Origin of the sequence: Archangium minus, from assembly GCF_044360475.1 — a bacterium.
GTDB lineage: Bacteria > Myxococcota > Myxococcia > Myxococcales > Myxococcaceae > Archangium > Archangium minus.
Map to the genome: position 1 here is coordinate 8,817,072 of NZ_CP043494.1, position 17,351 is coordinate 8,834,422.

15 protein-coding genes are annotated in these 17,351 nt (G+C 67.8%); 8 read left to right on the plus strand and 7 right to left on the minus strand.

Annotated features, from left to right (window positions below; all coding sequences use genetic code 11):
• Positions 1-46 precede the first annotated feature (46 nt).
• Both F0U60_RS35805 and F0U60_RS35810 read left to right on the plus strand, forming a co-directional pair.
• Complete coding sequence (locus F0U60_RS35805) at positions 47-1,519, plus strand: 3'-5' exoribonuclease YhaM family protein (protein WP_395806543.1); 1,473 nt, start codon at positions 47-49, stop codon at positions 1,517-1,519.
• Positions 1,520-1,521: 2 nt separating this feature from the next.
• On the plus strand, positions 1,522-3,483 hold the full coding sequence (locus tag F0U60_RS35810; protein ID WP_395806544.1) for an HD domain-containing phosphohydrolase: 1,962 nt from the start codon (positions 1,522-1,524) through the stop codon (positions 3,481-3,483).
• Positions 3,484-3,534: 51 nt separating this feature from the next.
• On the opposite strand, the gene F0U60_RS35815 is transcribed toward F0U60_RS35810, so the two are convergent.
• From F0U60_RS35815 to metG, 3 genes are read right to left on the minus strand one after another with little or no spacing between them, the layout of a single operon-like run.
• Complete coding sequence (locus F0U60_RS35815; protein WP_395806545.1) at positions 3,535-4,308, minus strand: TatD family hydrolase; 774 nt, start codon at positions 4,306-4,308, stop codon at positions 3,535-3,537.
• Positions 4,305-5,285: a HEAT repeat domain-containing protein gene (locus tag F0U60_RS35820; protein ID WP_395806546.1), complete on the minus strand. Its 981-nt coding sequence runs from the start codon at positions 5,283-5,285 to the stop codon at positions 4,305-4,307. The genes F0U60_RS35815 and F0U60_RS35820 overlap by 4 nt, the downstream gene beginning before the upstream one ends.
• Before the next feature lie 2 nt (positions 5,286-5,287).
• The gene (metG, locus tag F0U60_RS35825; protein WP_395806547.1) at positions 5,288-7,402 is read right to left on the minus strand and encodes a methionine--tRNA ligase; all 2,115 of its coding nucleotides are present in this window, start codon (positions 7,400-7,402) and stop codon (positions 5,288-5,290) included.
• A gap of 115 nt (positions 7,403-7,517) precedes the next feature.
• Between metG and F0U60_RS35830 the strand changes: the two genes are divergently transcribed.
• Both F0U60_RS35830 and F0U60_RS35835 read left to right on the plus strand, forming a co-directional pair.
• Positions 7,518-8,315: an NRDE family protein gene (locus tag F0U60_RS35830; protein ID WP_395806548.1), complete on the plus strand. Its 798-nt coding sequence runs from the start codon at positions 7,518-7,520 to the stop codon at positions 8,313-8,315.
• A 171-nt stretch (positions 8,316-8,486) separates the two neighbouring features.
• Entirely contained in the window at positions 8,487-9,893 is a 1,407-nt protein-coding gene (locus tag F0U60_RS35835) for an FAD-dependent oxidoreductase (RefSeq protein WP_395806549.1), read from the plus strand.
• A gap of 119 nt (positions 9,894-10,012) precedes the next feature.
• Here F0U60_RS35835 and F0U60_RS35840 read toward each other — a convergent pair whose 3' ends face one another.
• Positions 10,013-11,257 (minus strand): trans-sulfuration enzyme family protein, encoded by a 1,245-nt coding sequence (locus F0U60_RS35840; RefSeq protein WP_395806550.1) that lies wholly within the window; start codon positions 11,255-11,257, stop codon positions 10,013-10,015.
• A 49-nt stretch (positions 11,258-11,306) separates the two neighbouring features.
• On the opposite strand from F0U60_RS35840, the gene F0U60_RS35845 reads away from it, so the two are divergent.
• The 3 genes from F0U60_RS35845 to F0U60_RS35855 all read left to right on the plus strand — a co-directional run bounded on the left by F0U60_RS35845 (position 11,307) and on the right by F0U60_RS35855 (position 12,710).
• The gene (locus F0U60_RS35845; protein ID WP_395806551.1) at positions 11,307-11,846 is read left to right on the plus strand and encodes an Lrp/AsnC family transcriptional regulator; all 540 of its coding nucleotides are present in this window, start codon (positions 11,307-11,309) and stop codon (positions 11,844-11,846) included.
• Between the two features lie 191 nt (positions 11,847-12,037).
• Positions 12,038-12,241, plus strand: coding sequence for a cold-shock protein (locus F0U60_RS35850; RefSeq protein ID WP_108074775.1), 204 nt, complete (start codon positions 12,038-12,040; stop codon positions 12,239-12,241).
• A 286-nt stretch (positions 12,242-12,527) separates the two neighbouring features.
• Positions 12,528-12,710, plus strand: a complete 183-nt coding sequence (locus tag F0U60_RS35855; protein ID WP_203406245.1) for a hypothetical protein — start codon at positions 12,528-12,530, stop codon at positions 12,708-12,710.
• 9 nt (positions 12,711-12,719) lie between these two features.
• Here F0U60_RS35855 and holA read toward each other — a convergent pair whose 3' ends face one another.
• The 3 genes from holA to F0U60_RS35870 are packed head-to-tail and all read right to left on the minus strand — an operon-like array spanning position 12,720 to position 16,051.
• A complete protein-coding gene (gene holA, locus F0U60_RS35860) occupies positions 12,720-14,036 on the minus strand; it encodes a DNA polymerase III subunit delta (protein WP_395806552.1) in 1,317 nt (438 codons plus the stop codon).
• On the minus strand, positions 14,033-15,061 hold the full coding sequence (gene holB / locus F0U60_RS35865) for a DNA polymerase III subunit delta' (protein WP_395806553.1): 1,029 nt from the start codon (positions 15,059-15,061) through the stop codon (positions 14,033-14,035). Before holB ends, holA begins: the two co-directional genes overlap by 4 nt.
• A 39-nt stretch (positions 15,062-15,100) precedes the next feature.
• On the minus strand, positions 15,101-16,051 hold the full coding sequence (locus F0U60_RS35870; RefSeq protein WP_395806554.1) for a TIGR02757 family protein: 951 nt from the start codon (positions 16,049-16,051) through the stop codon (positions 15,101-15,103).
• Between the two features lie 120 nt (positions 16,052-16,171).
• Here F0U60_RS35870 and F0U60_RS35875 point away from each other — a divergent pair, with 120 nt between their 5' ends.
• Complete coding sequence (locus F0U60_RS35875) at positions 16,172-17,344, plus strand: epoxide hydrolase family protein (protein WP_395806555.1); 1,173 nt, start codon at positions 16,172-16,174, stop codon at positions 17,342-17,344.
• The last annotated feature ends 7 nt before the right edge of the window (positions 17,345-17,351 follow it).

The following is a 17,351-nucleotide window of genomic DNA, read 5'->3' on the forward strand; positions in this document are numbered from 1 at the left end:
TCCTAACCGCCTAACCGCCTGGGTGGTGCTAGTGTCCGCCCCCGAGATGACGACCGACAATCAGGCTGAAAACACCCCCACTTCCTCCCCCACTGATGCCTCCGTGGAGACGGTGCGCAAGGTGTACGCGAAGGACCTGCGCGAGAAGGACTCCGTCAACACCGTCTTCCGCGTCACGAAGAAGGACCGCGTCACCGCGCGCAGCGGCAAGGTGTTCCTCTCCGTGGTGCTCGTCGACAAGAGCGGAGAGATCGACGCCCGTGTCTTCGACAAGGTCGAGACCCTCGAGCCCGCCTTTGCCCCCGGGGACTACGTCCTCGTCCGTGGCAATGTCATCGCCTTCCACGGCAAGGTGCAGGTGGTCATTGAGGCCCTGGAGCGACTGGACCCCGAGCCGCTCGATCCCAAGGAGTTCGAGCCCCCTGCCGCGCCCGCCCCCGCCCCCGCGGAACAAGCGCCCGCGCCCAAGGCTGCTGCTCCTGCTCGCGAGGCCCGCGAGGAGCGCCGCAATGAGGAGCAGGCCGCGCCCAAGACGGGTGGCGAGGGCCACGGTGGTGCCCGCGCCGTGGGGCAGATCCGCGAGATCATCACCGAGCGCGTGAACGATCCCCACGTGAAGGCGCTGCTGCTGGCCTTCCTGGATGATCCGCAGATTGCCGCGGGTCTTCCGCACGCGCCGGCCGCCAAGGGCGTGCACCATGCCTACCGCGGCGGGCTGGCCGACCACCTGCTCTCCGTGATGCGGCTCACCCTCCGCGTGGCGGACCACTACCCCATGGCGGACCGCGATCTGCTGCTCGCCGGCGCCTTCCTCCACGACGTGATGAAGGTCGCGGAGATCTCCCCGGAGAAGGGCTTTGAGTACACCGACGAGGGCAAGCTGGTGGGCCACCTCGTCATGACGGCGCAGAAGATCCGCGAGAAGACGCTCAGCCTGCCCAACTTCCCGCCCCTGCTCGAGCAGCACCTCACGCACATCGTCCTCTCGCACCACGGGCGTCTGGAGTACGGCTCGCCCAAGCTGCCGGTGACGCTCGAGGCCCAGATCGTCCACGCGCTGGACTCGCTGGACTCGCGCATCGCTTCCTGGGTGGAGGCCATGCAGCGCGATCCCAACGACAAGTGGACGGAGAACCTGCGGCTCTACGAGCGCTCGCTCTGGAAGGGACCGGTGCCCACCGTGCGCGGCCGGGCGCCCGTGGAGGGAGGCGGACGCAAGAAGTTCAAGGAGAAGAAGCCCAAGGAGCGGCCGGAGAAGACCGCGGGCGAGGCCTCCCCGTCGCAGCGGCCCGAGAAGGCCGAGCGGCAGGAGAAGCAGCGCGAGCCCAGGCCGCCGCGCGAGCCTCGGGAGCAGCGTGAGCCTCGGGAGCAGCGTGAGCCTCGGGAGGCCCGGGAGCCCAAGCCGCCGCGCGAGCCGGTGAACGTTCCCAAGGAGCTGACGTTCAAACCCTTCAGCGTGCTGACGGCGAAGACGGAGCCCGCCAACAAGCCCGAGGGGGGCTCTGACTCGGAAGGCTGACCATGGCGAAGAAACTCGGGGAGCGGCTTGTCGAGGCGGGACTTGTCACGACGGAAGCCATCCAGAAGGCGCTGGAGCACCAGAAGATCACCGGCCACCGGCTAGGGGATTGTCTGGTGGAGATCGGCCTGCTCCAGGAAGCGGCGTTGCTGCGCTTCCTGGCGGCCGAGTTCCAGACCCGCTTCGTCTCCGCGGAGAAGCTGGCCAAGGCCCGCATTCCCACGGAGGTGCTGGACAAGGTGCCGGTGCGGCTAGCGGAGGCGCAGAACGTGCTTCCGCTGGCGATCGACCCGGAGCGCAAGCTGCTGTCTGTAGTGGCGGCTGAGCCGCAGAACAAGAAGCTGCTGGACGAGATCGCCCTGGTGACGGGGCTCTCCGAGGTCTACGCGTACGTGGGCCTGCGCAGCACCATCGCCGCCGCCATCCGGAAGCACTACTACGGAGACCCCACGGCTTTCGCCTCGCTGGAAGTGGTGACCGCTCAAATCAGGGCGGACGTGTCCACCATGGCCAGTGCGTACGAGAGCACCACGGGACCGGCCCCGAGGAGCAGCCTCCAGCTTCGCCTGGAGACGGACGCCCGGCTGCGGATTCAACGCCCGGGCCCACCAGCGCGGCCCAATACGTCCCGCAGCGATGTCCTCCAGGGCTCGCGCGGGACGGTGACGGACAAAGACTACATCGAGACGCTGAGCATCCTGGTGACGATGCAGGAGCGCGATCGCAAGCACCACCGGGGACACTCGGCGCAGGTGTCGCGGCAGGCGTCGGTGGTGGCCAAGCGCCTGGGGATGCCTCCGCGGGACGTGGCGGCGGTGGCCATCGCGGGCTTCCTGCACGACCTGGGAAAGCCGGCCGAGCGCCACTTCTGCCTGGCCAGCAACGCGGTGAACGCGGAGTGGATGGCGGAAGCCAAGCGCTACAGCCGGGTGCCGGTGAAGCTCTTCGAGTCGGTGCACCTGCCGGTGCAGGTGAACACCATGCTCGCGCAGCTCTACGAGGCCTACGACGGCTCGGGAACGCCGCAGGGAGCCAAGGGCGACGACATCACCCTGGGCGCGCGCATCCTGGCGACGGTGGACAGCTTCCTGGAGCTGACGAAGAACCCGGCCAACGCCTACGGGAAGGTGTTCACCAAGGATCAGGCGCTCGAACACCTGCTCGAGAACTCGGGCAAGCTGTACGACCCGTTGGTGGCGGACATCGTCATGCGGGTGCAGAGCGGCGAGCTGCTGCGCCAACGCATCGCCAATGACGGGCGGCAGATCCTCGTCGTGGAGCCAGAAGAAGGCACGCGCACGGACCTGCTGGAGTCCTCCCAGAAGCAGGGCCTGGTGGTGCACGCGCTCTCGCTGTTGGAGGGGGCGTACGACGCGCTGGTGTACCAGGACTGCGACGTGCTGGTCGTGGGGCTGAAGTTCGGGCTCGACGAGGTGCTCAGCCTGATCCAAGCGGTGCGCGCCTCCCCGGAGCACGCGGGGCTGCCCGTGGTGGTGCTCGGAGACCCGGACCCCGGCACGCGCGAGCGGCTGATGATGGGTGGAGCCACGGCGGTGCTAGCACCTGCGGCACCGGACGAGGCGGCGAAGACGATCCGCGCCCTGTACGACGACCGCATCCAGCACAACGGCCCCGCGCGAGTGGTGCGAGGAAGCCTGGACGAGATGCCCGCGCAAGAGCTGCTCAAGATGCTGGGAGCGGGCAAGAAGTCAGGGCGGCTGTACCTCAAGCAGAACGCCCACGAGGGCTTCCTGCACATGGAGCAGGGAAAGCTCGTCTACGCGACGGTCGCAGGACAGAACGGCGAACAAGCGATGCAGACACTGCTGAGCTTCCAGCAGGCCGACTTCCGCTACGATCCGGACGCGCTGCTGCTGGACGTGCCGCAGATGGACAAGGACCTGCAGGTTGTCGCCCAACAAGCGACGACGAGAAGGCCCACGACAACCACGGCCACCGTGTAACCCCCTCTCCCTCCGGGAGAGGGTCGGGGTGAGGGTATCTCGTGCCTGTCATCACACCGTGAACCCAAACAGCGCCGCCGCGTTGGCCGTGGTCACCTCGGCCACCTGTTCAAGCGAAACACCCTTCAACTCGGCGACCTTCTTGGCCGTCTCCACGACATACGAAGGCTCGTTCTTCTTGCCGCGATAGGGAACGGGAGCCAGGTACGGGCTGTCCGTCTCCACCATCAACCGGTCCAGAGGAGCGAAGCGCACAGCATCCTGGAGCGCCTCGGTCTTCTTGTAGGTGACGACTCCAGACAGCGACAGCATGAAGCCCAGGTCCAGATAACGCCGAGCCGCGTCAGTGTCCCCCGTGAAGCAGTGAATCACCCCCTGGCGCACGCCCTCCTCCTTGAGGATGGCCTCGCAGTCGCCATGGGCGTCCCGCACGTGCACCACGAGCGGCTTGCCGAGCCGCTTCGCCAGCGCGCACTGCCTGCGGAACACCTGGGCCTGCACGTCCCGGGGCGAGTGATCGTAGTAGTAATCAAGCCCCGCCTCGCCCACGGCATGAATCTCCGGGCGAGCGCAGGTGCGCTCCAGGTGCTCGAGGTCCGCCTCGGTGGCCCGAGCCGCCTCGTGGGGATGGATGCCGAGCGTGGGCGTGAGAAAATCCGGGTGAGCGGCGGCGACCTCCAGGGCGATGCCCCAATCACCGGGACCCTGGAACTGGCCGACGATGACGGCATGAACCAACCCGGCGGCGCGGGCGCGCTCTAGCGCGGCGGTCACCTGCGCGGACTCCGCGCGATCAAAGTGGCAGTGGGAATCAACAAGCTTCATGGCATTTCCTCGATGAGCTCGGAGAGCTCAGCACGGGCCTCCGCGGAGAACGCGGGCAACACCGCGCGGACGCGGTCACGGCCCTCGGGAACGCCGAGCAGCCACAGGCCCTCGGCGGCATCGAGCCGGTAGTCCTCGTGGACTCCAGGCTCGTCGAGCAGGGAGAGCAGCCACGGCAGGGCCTTCGGGTCACCCAATCGACCCAGCCCACGCGCCGCCGCGCCCCGACAATCATCCTTGGGATTGGAGACGATGGCGTGGAGCCGCTCGATGGCGCCCGGGGCCTTCACCTCTCCACACAACTCCACGGCGAGGGCCCGGTCCTGAGCCCAGTTCCACCGTCGCCGCTCCGTCCGCTTGAGAAGCCAGGCGGCCCCCTCAGCGTCACCTAGCTTCGCGAGCACTCCGGCCGCCTGGGTGCGATCGAAAGCGGGCAACATCCAGCGGTGGAACAAACGCTGGACGGCGGGCAACGCGCGCGCATCCCCCAGCTCAGCGAGCGCCCCGAGCGCACGGAAGCGCAACAAATCCTCATCAAGCGCTTCGACAAGCACGTCCAGTCCGGCCGGATGCTTGAGCGCAGCCATGCCACGAGCAGCCTCGAAACGGACCTCGAAGACGGGATCCTCAAGGGCCTGGGCCAAGGTGCCGCGACAGTCGGGCCGGGCGAGATCGGCGAGGCGACCAGCGGCCTCCAGACGCACGAGGCTCTCCTCATCAGCGAGCTGCCCGGCGAGGAAACCGGGAAGCTCGTCGGCCGACAGCACGGCGGTGGCCATGCCCACACCGGTGCGGCGCACGGCCACCTGCTTGTCGGCAATCAGCCGAGAGAGCGCCTCGGACAGCTCGGGCGCGCGAGAAGCGTCTTCGGCGGCCAGGTGGAAAAGCAACTCCGCCGCCTCAGCGCGCTTGCCGGAGTCCCTCTCTTTTTCGAGGGAGAGAAGAGCCCGGTCCCGTTCAACCCGCCAGTCCGTCACGCTCACTTCACCTCGGAGCCGGGAGGCATGTCACCCGGGTCCAACAGGGACAGGTCCTTGCCACCGGGTCCCGCGGTCAGAATCATCCCGCGCGACTCAATGCCTCGCAGCATGCGCGGCTTGAGGTTGGCCACCACCACCACCTTGCGGCCCTGCACCTGCTCGGGCTGGTAGGCCTCGGCGATGCCGGAGCAGATGGTGCGCGGCTGCTCCTCACCCAGGTCCACGGTGAGCTTCAGCAGCTTGTCCGCCTTGGGCACGCGCTCGGCGGCGAGGATCTTGCCCACCTTGAGCACCACCTTGGCGAAGTCGTTGATCTCAATCTCTCCTGGCGCAGGCTCGGCGGCCTTCGCCTCGGGAGCCTTGGCTTCGGCGGGCTTGGGCTCAGCGGCCTTCTTCTCCGCCTTCCCACCCTTCCCTTCCTTCTTGCCCTCCTTGGCCGGCTCGGCGGCGGCGGGAGGCTGGCCGAGGATGGCGTTGACGCGGTCCTCCTCCAGACGCGGCAGGAGCGGCTCGGGGGTGCCCACGGGCCGGCTGCGATCGAGCAACGGGTAGCGCGCGGTGGCGAGCGCCTCGAAGGTGAGCGGCGGCGCGTTGAGCTGCGCAAAGAGCTTCTCCGTCACGCGCGGAATCACCGGCGTGAGGAGCGCACCGAGCAGATAGGCCACCTCGGCGGCGTCGCTCAGGTCCGCGCGAGCGGCCTCGGGGTCCGTCTTCACCTTGGCCCAGGGGGCCGCGTTCTGGAGGAAGCCGTTCGCCGTCTGGGAGATCTCCGTGATGATGCGGATGGCGTTGCGGTACTCGAGCTTCTCGAACGCCTCGCGCACCTCGGGGACGCGAGCGAGCGCGGCCTCCACCAGCGCCTTGCCGGGGCCCTCCTTCGTGGCGGGAGCCAGCCGCTTCTCCAGCGCCGCGCCCGCGAGCATGGACAGGCTGCGGTTGGCCAGGTTGCCGATGTTGTTCACCAGCTCGCCGTTCACCCGGAGGCGGAAGTCCTTGAGGCTCAGGTCGAGGTCCTCGATGCCCGAGCCGAGCGAGGCCGCGTAGAAGTAGCGCAGGTAGCTCGGATCCAGGTGCTCCAGGTAGGAGCGCACGGGGATGAGCGTGCCGCGGCTCTTGGACATCTTCTCGCCATTGACGGTGAGGTGGCCGTGCACCTTCACGCTCTCGGGCTGCTTGAGGCCGGCCACCTTGAGCACGGCGGGCCAGAAGAGCGCGTGGAAGTAGACGATGTCCTTGCCGATGAAGTGGATGATGCGGGCGTCGCTGCCGGCGGCCCAGAAGTCCAGGGCGCTCTGGGCCTTGCCCGTCGTCTTCGCCCACTTCTCCGTGGTGGCGATGTACCCGATGGGCGCATCCAGCCAGACGTAGAAGTACTTGTCCGTCTCACCCGGGATGGCGAAGCCGAAGTACGGCCCATCGCGGCTGATGTCCCAGTCGGCCAGCCCCTGCTCGAAGAAGCCCTGGAGCTGGGTGGCCAGGCCCTGATGGACGAACCCGGGCTTGCGCAGCGTCTCCTTCAGGAAGTCCGCGTGGCGCGACAGCTTGAAGAACAGGTGCGAGGACTTGCGGCGCACCGGCGGCGTGCCGCAGAGGGCGCACCGGGGCTCGATCAGATCCGTGGGGGCGTAGGCCTTGCCGCACTTCTCGCAGGCGTCACCGTACTGGTCGGGAGCCTTGCAGTTGGGACAGGTGCCCTTGATGAAGCGGTCCGGCAGGAAGCGCTTGTCCACCTCGCAGTAGGCCTGCTCGATGTCGCGCTTCTCGATGTCCCCATGCTCCTTCAGCTTGCCGTAGATGTACTCGGCGTAGTGCTTGTTCTCGGGCGAGTTGGTCGAGTGGAAGTAGTCGACGCTGATGCCGAGATCGCGAAAGTCCGCCTGGTGCGAGTCGTACCAGCGGGCGACGAAGTCCTCGGGCTTGAGCCCCTGCTTCGCGGCGTTGATCTCGATGGGAGTGCCGTGGGTGTCGTCGGCGCAGAAGTAGACGACGTCCTTGCCGCAGGAGCGCTGGAAGCGCACGAAGATGTCGGTCTGGACGTACTCGACGGCGTGACCGATGTGGATGGGGCCGTTGGCATACGGCAGCGCGCTGGTGACGAGGATTCTCTCCGCCATGGGTTCTCCTGAAGGGCGGCGGACATTAGCCGCTCGGGGGGCTCGGGTCATCGGGAAGAATCGAAAGAACGTGCGGGGTGCACCGGGGCCCCGGAGCTGTTATCGACCCCACACGATGTGCACCATCGTCATCCTCCGCCACGTCCACCCCGACTACCCGCTCGTGCTGGCCGCCAACCGCGATGAGCTGTACGCCCGCCCGGCCGCCGGTCCCCAGCTCCTGTCCCCCTCTCCCCGAATCGTGGGAGGACGCGACCTGGAGCGGCAGGGCACGTGGATGGGGGTCACGGACGGCGGTTTCTTCGTGGGTCTGACGAACCAACGGGGTTCCGCGAACCTGACGCGGGCGCCGCGCTCCCGGGGGGAGGTGGTCCTACGGGCCCTACAGGCCGGCAGCGTGGAGGGAGTCGAGCGCTACCTTGGGGGGCTAGACCCGCGGGAGTACAACCCTTTCAACCTCCTCTACGGGGACGCCGGGGAACTCCGGGTGGCCTATGCCCGCCCGGACTTGGACCGGATGCACCCAGAGGATGTGCCACCGGGTGTCCACGTCCTGCCCAATGACGTACTCAACTCACCGGTCATGCCCAAGGTGGCGAGGGCTCGAAAGCTCGCGGAGAAGGCAGCGGGGCAACCCTGGCCGGACGCCGTGCGGACACTCCAGGCCCTGCTGGCGGACCACGTGCTGCCGGAGCGCGCGCCGGAGCTCCTCCCCGATGAGGAGGGCCTTCCGGAGATTCACGAGCGCCTGCGCCAATACCAGGCGCTGTGCATCCACACACCGGGCTATGGGACCCGCTCGTCGGCCATCGTCTCGCTGACGCCTGGACGGGTGGCCCACTACCTGGCAGCCGATGCCTCCCCATGTCAGGGGTCGTATCAAGACGTCACGCCCCTGCTCTACTCCCGGTGAATGACGGCGCATGAGGTGAGCACGGCTCCCGTGTCCGTCCGAGTGACGCTCCGCGTCTCCCACAGGGGCTGACTGGAAACGGCCTCGGTGTGTTCCCCGCCCCTCCTTGCCGGCCGAGCGCGGGGGGGCCCTAATGGAGGGAATTCACACTCCGACACCGGGGGATGTCACATGAGCAGCAGCGCACGACGGAGGTACGGGCATGCCGTAGTCATCGGCAGCAGCATGGCGGGGCTGGTGAATGCCCGGGTTCTAGCGGACCACTTCGAGAAGGTGACGGTCCTCGAGAGGGACGAGCGTCCCGCGGGTCCGGAGCCTCGCAAGGGGGCCCCCCAGGGCCAACACGTCCACCTGTTGCTGGAGGCCGGAAAGCGAGTGCTGGAGGAGCTCTTCCCGGGTCTGACGCGGGAGACGCAGGGCTCGGGCATGAATGTCATCGACTCGAGCCGGGACATGGCCTGGCAGCACTTCGGTGTGTGGAAGGTGCGCGTCCCGAGCGGCATCGAGTCTGTGCTGTGCACCCGCCCCTACCTGGAATGGAGCGTGTTCCAGCGAGTGAAAGCGCTGCCCCAGGTAGAGATTCGGGAGAACGTCACCGTTGAAGCCCTGTGCACCGATGCAGAGAAGACACGCATCACCGGGGTGAAGGTGAAGGGGCCGGGCGGCGAGGAGACGCTGGAGGCGGACCTGCTCGTGGACGCGAGCGGCCGGGGATCGCGCTCGCCCCGGTGGCTGGAGGAGCTGGGCTACGGGCGGCCCGAGGAGGAGAAGATTGGCATCGACCTGGCGTACACGAGCCGACTCTACAAGCGGCCCGCGGGCTTCCAGGACGATTGGAAGCTGCTGGTGCAGTACCCGCGCGCGCCGGAGGGGTGGCGGGCGGGGTTCATCTCACACGTGGAGGGCGATCGCTGGATCGTCAGCGTGAACGGGTACTTCGGCGATCACGCGCCCACGGATGACAAGGGGTTCCTGGAGTTCGCCCGCTCACTGCCTCGACCGGGCCTCTACGACTACATCCAGGACGCCGAGCCCCTGACAGCTCCGGTCACGCACAAGATTCCGACGAGCCGGTGGCTGCACTACGAGCGGTTGCCGCGCTTTCCCGAACGGCTCATCGTCACGGGCGATGCGGTCTGCGCCTTCAACCCCATCTTCGGTCAGGGGATGACGACGGCGAGCCTGGGCGCGAAGCTGCTGGGAGAGCTCCTCACCGGGAAGGAGCCGCACACGCCAGGAGATCTGAACAGGGCATCGGAGCAGTTCCGCCGGAAGCTGCCCGGCATCATCCGCGTCCCCTGGTTCATGACGTCCGTCATGGACATGCACTACCCGCAGGCCACGGGTACACGGCCTCCCGGAGTGGGAATCCTGCACTGGTTCTTCGGCCGGCTCATCGAGCTGACCTCGGTCGACGCGAACGTCTATCACCAGTTCCTGCGGGTGCTGCACATGCGCGACGGCTTGGAGTCGCTGCTCCAGCCGGGCATGGCGTTGCCGTTGCTCGCCTACGGGGCCAAGAGCCTGTTCGTCCCCCTCGCGGAACGGGCGAACGTGCACCGGATGCCCCAGGCGTAGAGGCAGGCGAAAAGGGCCCGTTGTCAGGATTTTTCGGGCCCTTTCGTCCCTGATGGCAGCTGCCCGGCCGGAGAGGCCCAACACGCCACTGGATAATCGCCTTCACAAAGCGACGCGGTTCAACTCCGCCCAAGACCTGGATTGGTCAGCCCAAAGAGTGGCTTCTCCACTCGGGCAGCAATTTCTTCTCTCTGCAACGCTTCCAGAGCGTTCTGCAGGTCCGCCCAGAGATCCTCGGGATTCTCCAGGCCCACGCTGACGCGGAGCATGCCCTCGGAGATGCCGCTGGCCTCTCGGTCCGTCGCGTCCACCACGCGGTGCGTGAGGCTCGCCGGGTGCTGGATGAGCGTGTCCACCGAACCGAGGCTCACCGCCGGAGTGAGCAGCTCCAGCCGCTCCATCACCCGAGCCGCCGCCTTCGTTCCGCCGGCCAGCTCGAAGGAGAGCAGGCATCCCGGCCCCCGCATCTGCCGACCCACGAGCCCCTCGGGATCTCCACTGGCGAGCCCCGGGTACCAGGTTCGAGACACGGCCGGGTGCGAGGCCAGACGCTCCGCGAGGAACTGCGCTCCGCGCTGAGCCTCACGGACTCGGACGGGGAGCGTCGCGAGGCCGCGGTGCAGCATGTAGCCCGCCTCGGGGTGGAGCACGCCGCCGGTAGCGATGCGCACCTGGCGCAGCCGAGCCGCCCAGGCCGCGCTCGTGGCCACCACGCCGCCCATGACGTCGCCGTGCCCACCCAGGAACTTGGTCGCGCTGTGCAGCACCATCGCGGCCCCGTGCGCGAGCGGGTTCTGGAGCACGGGCGTGGCGAAGGTGGAGTCCACCAACACCGGAATGTCGCCCGCCTGGGCCACCACCCGTGCGATGTCGATGAGCGCCAGCGTGGGATTCGCCGGGGTCTCGAGAACAACGAGCGCCGTGTCCGGACGCAGGGCCTTGCTCACGTGGTGCGGATGCGTCCAGGTGACCTCCAGGCCCAGCAGGCCACTGTCCAGCAGATGGTCCGTCCCCCCGTAGACAGGGCGGCAGGCAACCACGTGCTTCCCACCCTGGCGAGCCGCGAGCAGCACCGCTGTCAGCGCCGCCATGCCCGAACCAAAGGCCACCGCCTCTTCGGCCCCCTCCAGCGCAGCGAGCGCCTTCTCGAAGCGCACCACCGTGGGGTTGTGCAGCCGGGCGTAGATGGGGTTGTCACGCAGGGGCCCTCCCTGGGCAAGCGCATCGAAGCACTCGCCGATGCCCCCGAGGCTGCCCACGGGATAGGTGGTGGAGAGATCGATGGGCGGCGCATGAACGCCGAGATCGGTCAGGTCCTCACGGCCGGAATGAACCGCACGCGTTTCGAAACCGAGCTTCCTCATCCGAATTTCCTCCTGCGAACGGGAGGCTGGAAGGAATACGCTTTCGCGGATGAAAGGGACATCGAATAGCCTGCGGAAATCCACGGCGGAACCCGAGCTGGACCGAATCGACTTCGCCATCCTGGAGGCCTTGCAGAACAATGCTCGGCTCTCGAACAAGGAGCTGGCCGCCGAGGTGGGGCTCGCGCAGTCGAGCTGCCTCGCGCGAGTGAACCGGCTGCGAGAGACCGGCGTGCTCAAGTCCTTCCACGCCGAAGTGGACGCACGCGCGGTGGGCATCGGGCTCCAGGCGATGATCGCCGTGCGGCTCCGACAACATTCCCGCGAGCTGGTGGAGGAGTTCCGCCGCCACGCGCTCTCCCTGCCGCAGGTGCTGGCCGTCTACCACGTGGCCGGAGCCAACGATTTCCTCGTCCACGTGGCCGTGCGAGACGCCGACCACCTGAGAGACCTGGGCATGGACGCCTTCACCACCCGGTCCGAGGTGGCCCACATGGAGACGTCCCTCATCTTCGAGTTCGTGCGGAACCCCGGGCTGCCGCTCACGCCCGAGCCCTCCAAAAAGCGGACTCGAAAATCGCCCCGCTGAGAGGGAGGAATGGAAGCCCGAAGCCGAGGGTTCCATCCTCAGCCGCCAGTCACGGGGGCACTTTTCGGAGACATTCGGAGAGGCTCCCCTAGGCAGGCGCCTCGAAACGTGACACACGGCAATGGTCGCCCCCACAAGGAAGCGGCCTCCGGCTCAACTCAGTGAGACCGGACAAGAAAGAAGACGAGTAAATGGCAACTGGTACTGTGAAGTGGTTCAACGACGCGAAGGGTTTTGGATTCATCACGCAGGACGGCGGGGGCGAGGACCTCTTCTGCCACCACAGCGCGATCCAGACCCAGGGCTTCCGCTCCCTCCAGGAGGGGCAGAAGGTCGAGTTCGACGTCGCCCGTGGCCCCAAGGGCCTGCAGGCGCAGAACGTCCGCCCCGTCTGACGCGCCGTCAGAACCGGCACCCGGCCCAGTCTCCTCGCGAGGTTGGGCCTTTTTCGTTTCCGGACACCCACGCCCAACGGGATGACATCTCCGGGCCTGGTGATTACATCTGGAGCCCACCGCGCTCCGTTCCGGGAGCGCTACCGCTATGGGTTCCAACGAGGAGAGGCAGCTCGGCTTCCTCGTCGGACCAGCGGGCGCGATTCCATGCGCATCAGCACGGTTTCACGGATCCGGTCTCCGGGAGGAGACGGATCTTTTCTAGAACTCACTCCCTCGGAGTCTCATGACAGTCACATTCAACAAGCGGCAGAAGGAACGGGCGCGTCAGGAGCGCAATCAGGAGAAGGAAGCCCGGCGTGAGGAGCGCAAGCGGCTCAAGGCCGAGCGTCCCAAGGGCGAGGAGGGTGGACTGGACCCCGACATCGCGCACATCATCCCCGGGCCCCAGCCGCCGCTGGAGCACTGAACACGTCCGTCAGGCGCTCCCGCAGACGGTCCAGAGCAGCCGCTCGATGACGAGCTTGCTGCTCGCGGACGACTTGAGCGCCAGGTCCGCATCAGCGCACGCCACCAGCGCATCGAGTAGCTCGCGCCGCTTGTAGCGTGCGGCACCCTGCATCGCGAGGAACGCCGCGTACGGGTGCGGGGCCTTGCCCTTCGCCGCCTTGGCCTCCTCCTCAACCTTCGGGAATACGCGCGCCTTGAAGTCCGGGAACGAGCGCGGCAGCGAGCCTCCCGCGAACTTCTCCAGCCGCTCGTGGTTCTCCAGCATGCCGCGCGTGATGGAAGCCACCGCGCCCAGCAACTGGAGCCCGTGCACCCCCTGCCCCATCGCGTCGAGCGTGTAGTCCAGCGCCGCCTTGAGGTTGCGGTTCTGCAGGGCCTCGGACAGCTCGAAGAACTCCTCCTCGCGCGTGTGGGCCACCAGCAGCGCCACATCCGCGGCCTCGATGGTCGGGCCCTCCGAATAGGTCGCCAGCTTCTCCAGCTCCGACTGCAGGAGCCGCACGTTGCCGCCGATGCGCTCCTTGAGCTGCTCCGCGGCGCCCTTCCCCAGCTTCTTCTTGAAGGGCCGCAGGAACTCCTCGGCGAGCGGCTCGAGCTCGAAGTCCTTGTGGCGCGCCGCCACCTTGCGCTCGACCACCCGCCCCTTGTCCGCCGCGAGCTTCACCAGCGGGTTCTTCGCATCCACCTCCGAGGCGGCCAGCACCAGCGCGTGCCCCGGCGGAACCCCCTTCTGGAACAGCTCCAGCAGCGCACTCGCGTCGCCCTCGGGCGCGGTGATGCGCTCCTCGCGGCAGAACGTGGCCACCTCCTTCAGGAAGGCCAGGTCCGCCTCGGCCAGCTCGACGTTCAGCTCGTCCTTCCACTGCTCCACCGACGGCGCGCCGCTCGCGCCCGGGTCGAGCTGATCCACGCCCCACCCCGCCCGCGCCGCCAACGCCAGCAGCCGCCGAGCGCCCTCCTTGCGCTTGCCCGCCTTCCACGCCTCGCGCGCCTTGCCCAGCGCGTCCCCGCGGCCCTTCTTCGGCGCGAGGAACTCCGGATCGCGCACCAGCACCACCTTGCGCCCGGGGAAGAGTGGCAGCGTGGCCAGCTCCTGCGCCACCTCGCGCGGTGAGCCCGCATCCAGCACCGCGAAGTTCAGCCCCGCCGAGGCGTCCGGCAGCAACACCTTCACCAGCTCGTCAGCGCCCCGGCGTACCAGGTACTCCTCGCCCCACAGCAGGTAGAGCGGGTGCACCTTCCCGGCCTTCGCCTCGTCCAGCACGTCCTCGATGTCCGCGCTCATCGCCCCTCCAGCAGCTCAATGAGCATCCGCTCCAGCTGCAGCCTCGGCGCCGCGTTGCGCTCCACGATGGTCGCCTTCGTCTTCTCCAACAGCGCGTGCCGCCGGTGCAACACCGTCTCGTGCGTGCGCTCGGCCACCTCGTGCGCGAGCAACACCATGTCCCGGTTCGCCAGCTGCGCCACGCCCGCCTTGGCCAGCGACACATCCCGCGTCCACAGGGAGAGGATGGAGAGCGCCTGCTCCGCCAGCTCACGCGAGGCGCCGAACGTCTCGGCCCAGCGCAGCTGCGCGCCCACCTGTCCGGGTTTCAGCGCCTCGAAGCCGGTGATGACCTCCTTGCGCGCCGCGAGCGCGTCCAGGTCCAACGCCATGGCCCGCCCCAGACTGCCACCCGCCATCACCGCCGCCAGCTCCGCCGTCTGCGCGTCCAGCTTGCGCTCCTTCTGGAGCCGCTCGGCGACGAGCTCCACGGGCAGCGGACCGAAGTACACCTTGCTGCACCGGCTGCGGATGGTGGGCAGCAGCTTGTCCGGCGCCGACGCGAGCAGGATGAGCGTGGTGTCCGCGGGCGGCTCCTCGAGCGTCTTGAGGAACGCGTTCTGCGCCTGCTGATTCATCGTGTGCGCGTCCACCACGATGGCCACCTTGCGCTTGGACTCGAGCCCGCGCAGGGAGATGCGCTCCAGCAGCCCGCGGATCTGCTCCACGCGAAGCTCCCGACTGGGCGTGCCGCTGATGTCCGAGCGCCCCGCGAGCCCCCGCTCCACGCGCTCGGCGTCCGGCATGAGCAGAGAGACGTCCGGGTGGGCGCCCTTGGCGATGCGGGTGCAACCCGAGCAGGTGCCACAGCCCTCGTCGGGCTTCTCCGGGCAGGTGAGTGCCTGGGCGAGCCCCACGGCGGCGAGCTCCTTGCCCACGCCCTCGGGCCCGGCGAAGAGGTAGGCGTGATGAACCGCGCCGCTGCGAAGCGCCGCCTGGAGCGCGTCGATGGCGCGCGGCTGTCCGACGACCGAAGCCAACGTCATGGCGCGTGTATCCCCGCTCGCGCGGCACCCGTCAACCACTCAGCGGGTAGCCCGAGCCCTCCCCTCCGTACCGCCGCGGGCCTTCACCGTCTTTCGCCCGACAGCACAGGCTGGAAGCAATTTGCACCGCGCACAATTCTCCGGAACAGGCTTCGTGGGACACACTCCGCTCATGCCGTAGTGACACAGAGCGAAGTCGAAGCGCACCGGATCCTCGGCATCGAGCGCGCGCAGCGAGGCCGTCACTTCCTCGGCGGTGCGCCAGCTCAGGTCGTTGCGACGAGTGAGGCCCAGGTGCTTGGAGATGCGGCCAATGTGCGTATCCAGGGGAATCAGCAGCGCCGAGGGACGCACGCGCTTCCAGATGCCAAGGTCCACACCATCCGGACCGCGCACCATCCAACGAAGGAAGAGGTTGAGCCGCTTGGCCGCGCCGGCGCCCAGGGGTGAGGGCAGCAGGTGGTGCAGGCCGCGCTCGGGCCCGAGTGCCTTGCGCAGCGGCTCCATGGGCACGTCGCGCAGGGCCGAGGTGAAGGCGTCCAGCGCCCCATGCCAGGAGCCGCGCGCTTCCAATCCCCGGACGAAGAGCGCCTCCAGGCTCCCGAGCTCGCGCAACGTCCGGCCCATGCCCAGCAGCAACACCGCCACGTCCGTCCCCACGTTGAAGCGGTAAACGAATCCGTCGAGCAGCTCACGCGCTCCGGCCACGTCCAGCTCGCGCACGAAGGCCGCGGGGGACGGGCCCATGCGCTTCAACAACGCATCCACCTTGGGCCGGAAGAGGTCCGCACGTCCATAGGCCAACGCCGCCGCCAGCAGCGCGCTCACCTCGATGTCCCTCGGATTCTCATAACGGTGGGGGAATTCCAAAGGATCGAAGGCGATGCGGGCCTGACTGTCGGTGGAGGCCAGGAAGGCATCCAGACAGGGGCGCAGGCGCTCGGCCTCGAGCGGGCTCAACCCTGTGTTTTCTTTCGTTTGCCGAGCCATCGCGCAGTGTGCTCCGTAGCATGGAGCAACCCGCTTCGCCTCGAAGTTCATCCTTCCCTTGAAGCAAGCCCGACCTAGGTTCCCCTGCGCGGATCCAACCCCCCGCAGAGGTGCCTCAACATGCAAACGGAACGCTTCACGGTCTCCATCCCTGATCACATCCTCGAGGACCTTCGCCAGCGCCTGGCGAGGACACGGTGGCCGGGCGACTTCGCCAACGACGACTGGACCTACGGCACCCAGCAGAAGTACCTCGTCGAGCTCGTTCGCTATTGGGAGAAGGGCTTCGACTGGCGCGCCCAGGAGCGGGCCATCAACGCCTTCACCCACTACCGCACACGGCTCGACGGCATCCCCATCCACTTCATCCACGAACGGGGCCAGGGACCCCGCCCGATGCCGCTCATCCTGACGCACGGCTGGCCCTGGACGTTTTGGGACATGAACAAGCTCATCCGCCCGCTGACCCATCCGACCGAGTTCGGAGGGAGCCCGGAGGACGCGTTCGACGTGGTGGTCCCCTCGGTGCCCGGTTACGGCTTCTCCACGCCCCTGACGAAGACGGGAGTCAGCTTCATGGAGACCGCGGACCTGTGGGTCCAGCTCATGCAGGGGCTCGGGTACTCGCGTTTTGCTTCACACGGAAGCGACATCGGCGCGTTCGTTTCCGCACAGCTCGGCCACAAGTACGCGGACCGCATCATTGGCATCCACACGACCTTCCCGCTGCCTCTCAACGCCTGCACGGATGGCCACCCGCTACCCTCTGAGTACGGCCCGGATGAACAGGAGGCACTCCAGCGCACCCAGCACTTCATGACGGAAGGCACCGGCTACGTGGGCATCCAGAACACCCGCCCCCAGACGCTCGCGTATGGCATGCACGACTCGCCCGTGGGCATGTGCGCGTGGCTGCTGGACAAGCGCAAGACCTGGAGCGACTGCGACGGTGACGTGGAGAAGGTCTTCACCAAGGACGAGCTGCTCACGGTGATGACGCTCTACTGGGCCACGGAGAGCTTCGGCACCGCCGCGCGCTTCTACTACGCGAACGCACACCAACGCTGGCAGCCCTCGCACTCGCGCACGCCCGTGGTTGAGGCCCCCACAGGCGTGGTCATCATGCCCAAGGATGTCGTGCAGATGCCGCGACGCTGGGTCGAGCAGTACTACAACGTCCAGCGCTGGACCAACGCCCCGTCCGGAGGGCACTTCGCCTCCGTGGAGAAGCCGAACTTGCTGCTCGAGGACATTCGCGCCTTCTTCCGGCCACTGCGTAGCCAGCTACGCTGAGCCGTCG

Coding starts and splice junctions, on each gene's coding strand:
- F0U60_RS35805 (WP_395806543.1), top strand. CDS start 47: ATGACGACCGACAATCAGGCTGAAAACACCCCCACTTCCTCCCCCACT.
- F0U60_RS35810 (WP_395806544.1), top strand. CDS start 1,522: ATGGCGAAGAAACTCGGGGAGCGGCTTGTCGAGGCGGGACTTGTCACG.
- F0U60_RS35815 (WP_395806545.1), bottom strand. CDS start 4,308: ATGAAGCTTGTTGATTCCCACTGCCACTTTGATCGCGCGGAGTCCGCG.
- metG (WP_395806547.1), bottom strand. CDS start 7,402: ATGGCGGAGAGAATCCTCGTCACCAGCGCGCTGCCGTATGCCAACGGC.
- F0U60_RS35830 (WP_395806548.1), top strand. CDS start 7,518: ATGTGCACCATCGTCATCCTCCGCCACGTCCACCCCGACTACCCGCTC.
- F0U60_RS35835 (WP_395806549.1), top strand. CDS start 8,487: ATGAGCAGCAGCGCACGACGGAGGTACGGGCATGCCGTAGTCATCGGC.
- F0U60_RS35840 (WP_395806550.1), bottom strand. CDS start 11,257: ATGAGGAAGCTCGGTTTCGAAACGCGTGCGGTTCATTCCGGCCGTGAG.
- F0U60_RS35845 (WP_395806551.1), top strand. CDS start 11,307: ATGAAAGGGACATCGAATAGCCTGCGGAAATCCACGGCGGAACCCGAG.
- F0U60_RS35850 (WP_108074775.1), top strand. CDS start 12,038: ATGGCAACTGGTACTGTGAAGTGGTTCAACGACGCGAAGGGTTTTGGA.
- F0U60_RS35855 (WP_203406245.1), top strand. CDS start 12,528: ATGACAGTCACATTCAACAAGCGGCAGAAGGAACGGGCGCGTCAGGAG.
- holA (WP_395806552.1), bottom strand. CDS start 14,036: ATGAGCGCGGACATCGAGGACGTGCTGGACGAGGCGAAGGCCGGGAAG.
- holB (WP_395806553.1), bottom strand. CDS start 15,061: ATGACGTTGGCTTCGGTCGTCGGACAGCCGCGCGCCATCGACGCGCTC.
- F0U60_RS35870 (WP_395806554.1), bottom strand. CDS start 16,051: ATGGCTCGGCAAACGAAAGAAAACACAGGGTTGAGCCCGCTCGAGGCC.
- F0U60_RS35875 (WP_395806555.1), top strand. CDS start 16,172: ATGCAAACGGAACGCTTCACGGTCTCCATCCCTGATCACATCCTCGAG.